1 protein-coding gene is annotated in these 297 nt (G+C 67.3%); it reads right to left on the reverse strand.

Annotation, left to right across the window (positions count from 1 at the left end; translation table 11 throughout):
- A partial coding sequence (locus ACPYOD_RS19175; RefSeq protein WP_481303274.1) for a hypothetical protein occupies positions 1–297 on the reverse strand: 297 nt, incomplete at both ends.

Below are 297 nucleotides of genomic sequence, written 5' to 3' on the forward strand. Positions count from 1 at the left end.
TGAGCCGGTCGCCTGCGGCTTTGTTCTGCCAGGGTGCGATGGTGACCGTGGCCGAGGCGGTGTCCGGCGCGATGACCGGCGGCTCCACCCCCGGCGCGGCGAGGTTCTCGTTCTGATAGGGCGTATCGGCCACTGGGTCCATGCCGCCGGGCACGGCAAGCTTGAGGCGGATGGACAAGGGGGCAGAGGTGACGGGGAAGCCGAGAGCATTGGTAACCCGGGCAAACACGTCGTACAGGCCGTCGGCGAGGGGGGCGAAGTTGATGGCCGGAACGAAAACCTCGACGACCTTGTCCT

Source organism: Luteibacter sp. HAY1-4A, from assembly GCF_056755355.1.